At 60.4% G+C, this 3,950-nt stretch carries 3 protein-coding genes; 1 reads left to right on the forward strand and 2 read right to left on the reverse strand.

The window, feature by feature from the left end; all coding sequences use genetic code 11:
- Positions 1-116: 116 nt before the first annotated feature.
- Positions 117-278: a hypothetical protein gene (locus WCO56_29170; GenBank protein ID MEI7733672.1), complete on the reverse strand. Its 162-nt coding sequence runs from the start codon at positions 276-278 to the stop codon at positions 117-119.
- A gap of 68 nt (positions 279-346) precedes the next feature.
- Here WCO56_29170 and WCO56_29175 point away from each other — a divergent pair, with 68 nt between their 5' ends.
- Positions 347-3,730: an FAD-dependent oxidoreductase gene (locus WCO56_29175; protein ID MEI7733673.1), complete on the forward strand. Its 3,384-nt coding sequence runs from the start codon at positions 347-349 to the stop codon at positions 3,728-3,730.
- A 35-nt stretch (positions 3,731-3,765) separates the two neighbouring features.
- Here the strand turns inward: WCO56_29175 and WCO56_29180 are convergent.
- Positions 3,766-3,950 (reverse strand): hypothetical protein (locus WCO56_29180; protein ID MEI7733674.1); only part of this gene is annotated, 185 nt, incomplete at its 5' end.

The raw sequence follows: 3,950 nt of genomic DNA on the forward strand, positions 1-3,950 counted from the left end.
ACTATCGCACCCCGGACGGCAACGCAAGAAATAACTTAACGAAGTAGAACTAAGAACCGGGAGTCATTCATTAACAAAACCACCGACACCTTGTCCGTTTAGCCACTGGGCGATGATTATTTCAAGGCATCTTTGCCATCGGTGAGCCATTCGAGGTTGAAGCGGGCGAGGGTGAGGCGGTCCCCGGCGAAGCCGGACTTTTCACCGCGTCCGTAAAAGCAAAGGATGGTACCGCGTTGGGTGACGGCAATATCACTGTATTCGAGACAGAAAAGCATGTGAAATCGAGTGCTGACAAGAGGAGTGGTTGCGAGTACTGTTCGCCATGCACTTGCGCAAGCGTTTTTTGAGATCAGGCGTACCCATTCGCCTGATGGTGTTGGGTTGCCTGGGCTTGGCCTTAGGGCTGATGGCCCAGGTAGGCCCCCGTCCGGTGTTGGTGGAGGCGGAGGGTTTCACGGAGCACGGCGGTTGGGTGGTGGACCCGCAGTTCATGGATCAGATGGGGTCGCCGTATCTGCTGGCGCATGGGTTGGGGGCGCCGGTGAAGGATGCGCGGACCACGGTGGTCTTGCCCGGTCCCGGCACGTATCAGGTGTGGGTGCGGACGTTGGATTGGGTCGCCCGCTGGCAGGCGCCCGGCGCGCCGGGGCGTTTCCAGGTGTTCATCAATGAGCAGGCGTTGCCGGTGACGTTTGGCACGGAGGGGGCGGCGTGGCATTGGCAGGCTGGCGGGAAGGTGACGGTGCCGCAGGCGACGGTGCAACTGGCGCTGCATGATTTGACCGGCTTTGAGGGGCGGTGCGACGCCGTGTTGTTTGTTCTCGCGACGACCCGTTTGGAACCACCCAACACGAATCCAGAGCTGGCGGCGTTTCGCCGGGAGTGTCTGGGGCATCCGCCCGCGCCTGAACCGGGCGGGGAGTTTGATTTGGTGGTTACCGGCGGCGGCATGGCGGGAACGTGCGCGGCCATCGCGGCGGCGCGCTTGGGGTTGAAGGTGGCGCTCATCCAGGATCGCCCGGTGTTGGGGGGCAATAATAGTTCCGAGGTGCGCGTCTGGTTGCAAGGGGCGCGCAATAAAGATCCCTGGCCGCGCGTGGGGGATGTGGTCGCGGAGTTGGAATCGGCGCGGCGCGCACATTATGGCCCCGCCAATACCGCCGAGTTGTACGAGGATGAAAAGAAGTTGTCCGTGGCGCGCGCGGAACCGAATTTACGTTTGTTTCTGGAGCATCGCGTCAACGGGGCGGAGGTGAAGCAAGGGCGCATCAGCGCCGTGGTGGCGCAGGAGATTGCCAGCGGACGCCGGTTCCGCATGGCCGGACGGTGGTTTGCCGATTGCACCGGGGATGGCGAGGTGGGCTTCCTGGCCGGGGCGGATTATGATCTGACGCCCAAGGGGCGCATGGGGCCGTGCAATTTATGGAACGTGTCGGATGCCGGTCGCAACGCGCCGTTTCCGCGTTGTCCCTGGGCGCTGGATCTCAGTAAACGGCCGTTCCCCGGTCGCGATGCGACCAAGCCGGATATTCTCAAGCTGGGCGGTTGGTATTGGGAAAGCGGCTTTGATCGCCATCCCATTGCGGAGATGGAGTACGTGCGCGATTGGAATTTCCGCGCCATGTACGGCGCGTGGGATGCCATGAAGAATGTGGATCAGGTGCTGCCCAATTATCAATTGAACTGGTCCGCGTACATCATGGGCAAACGGGAGTCGCGCCGCTTGCTGGGGGATTATGTGTTGACGGTGGAGGATTTGAAACTCGGGCGGGAGTATCCCGATGGCTGCGTGCCCACCGGTTGGAAGATTGACCTGCATTTGCCCGATCCCAAGTACGAGAACGGTTTTGCGGGCGACGCCTTCATTTCCAAGGCGGACTTTGGCCAATATCCGATGCCGTACTGGGTGCCGTATCGGTGCCTGTATTCCCGCAACCTTGCGAATTTATTCATGGCGGGGCGCGACATCAGTGTGACGCATGAGGCGTTGGGCGGCGTGCGCGTGATGCGCACCGGCGGTTGCATGGGGGAGATTGTCGGCATGGCGGCCAGCATCTGCAAACGGCGGAGCGTGGACCCGCGCGCCGTGTATAAGCGCTACCTCGCGGAACTCCAGGAACTCATGCGGCGCGGCGTCGGCAAGCAATCCGGCGCGGAAATTCCCTATTCCAATCAGGGCGAGACCGTCACCCGCAAAGCCGCTCCCGTGGAGAAACCGGATTGGCTCAAGCAAGCGGTCAACGTGGCGCCCCAAGCCAAAATTACCGTGACCGGCAGCAAGGACGCGGTGAATTCCCCGCCGTCGCTGCTCAATGATGGCCGGGCCGATTTGAATGACAATGCGCAACGTTGGATCAGCGATACGCATACCCCGCACGTGGTGGAATTCACGTGGGAACGCCCGCAAACCCTTGGCGGTCTGCGCATCGTCAGCGGGTACCGCCAGGGCCGCGAATGCGTTGCGCCGATCGAGGATTTCGCCCTGCAATATCATAACGGGGAACGCTGGCTGATGGTGGAGGGGGCGACGGGGCGGGGGAATGACCTGGTGGATTGGTCCCGCCGCTTTGCGCCCATCACGACCGCCAAGGCGCGCCTGGTCATTACCGGCACCCGTGATAACACCGCCCGCATTTGGGAAGTGGAGTTGCTTGAAGTAAACCAAGCAATTACTGAACCAAGCGCGTCGCTGGAGTTCATCGGCATCGGCAAGGATGGCCGCCATTTTGCCGGCGCGAAATCGGGCCGGGCGTTCATTCCCTGGGGATTCAACTACGATCACGACGCCACGGGCAGGTTGCTGGAAGAGTATTGGGAAGCCGAGTGGGATACGGTGGCCGGGGATTTTACGGAGATGAAAGAATTGGGGGCCAATGTGGTGCGGGTGCATTTGCAGGTGGCCAAGTTCATGACGGCGGCGGATCAGCCCAACGCCGCCGCCTTGCACCAACTCGCGCGCTTGCTCCGGTTGGCCGAGGCGCGCGGGCTGTATCTGGACCTTACCGGGCTCGGCTGTTATCATAAGCAGGATGTGCCCGCGTGGTATGACGCGCTGCCGGAGGCCGCGCGCTGGAATACGCAGGCGCGCTTTTGGGAGGCCATCGCCGGCGTGGGCGTGGAAAGCCCCGCCGTTTTTTGCTACGACCTGATGAATGAGCCCATCCTGGCCGGTGGCGATAAAAAGGAAACCAATTGGCTGGCGGGTGAGTTGGCCGGTAAATATTTTGTGCAGCGCATCACGCTGGACCTGGCGGGCCGCAGTCAGACGGACGTGGCCAAAGCCTGGGTGGAGAAACTCTCCGCCGCCATTCGGAAGCACGACCAGCGACATTTGGTCACCGTGGGGGTGATCCCCTGGGTGTACGTGTTTCCCAAAGCCAAGCCGCTGTTTTATTCCAAGGAAGTTTCGGCCAATCTGGATTTTGCAAGCGTCCATTTTTACCCGAAGCAAAACGACGCTGTCGGTGCCCTTACCGCCTTGGCAGCGTACGACATCGGCAAACCGGTGGTGGTTGAGGAAATGTTTCCGCTGAGCTGCGACATTGAGGAACTGGACCGCTTTATCGAAGGTTCGCGCCCGCACGCGACCGGCTGGATCACGTTTTACTGGGGCAAAACGATTCAGGAGTACGCGACGAACAGTCCCAGCATTGGCGACGCAATCACCCGAAAATGGCTGGAATATTTCCGTGATAAGGCCGGAGCGGTGCAAAAGTACAGTCGCTAGACATCGGCAAAATAATCCAAGGCCATCCCCAATCTTTAGCGGGCAAAGGGTGTTGCATCCACAATACTCAGAGGATTATGGCACAGGCTGATGGGCATGCACGAATGGTTCTTCGCTGTTTTCGGTGGAATACTCAGTGGAATCCCGAAGCCCGAAATCCGAATGCCGAAAGAAATCCGAAATCCGAGATCCGAAAACACGCCACCTCCATGAGGGGAGC

The sequence above is a fragment of the Verrucomicrobiota bacterium genome, from assembly GCA_037139415.1.
In the GTDB taxonomy this organism is placed as follows: Bacteria; Verrucomicrobiota; Verrucomicrobiia; order Limisphaerales; family Fontisphaeraceae; genus JBAXGN01.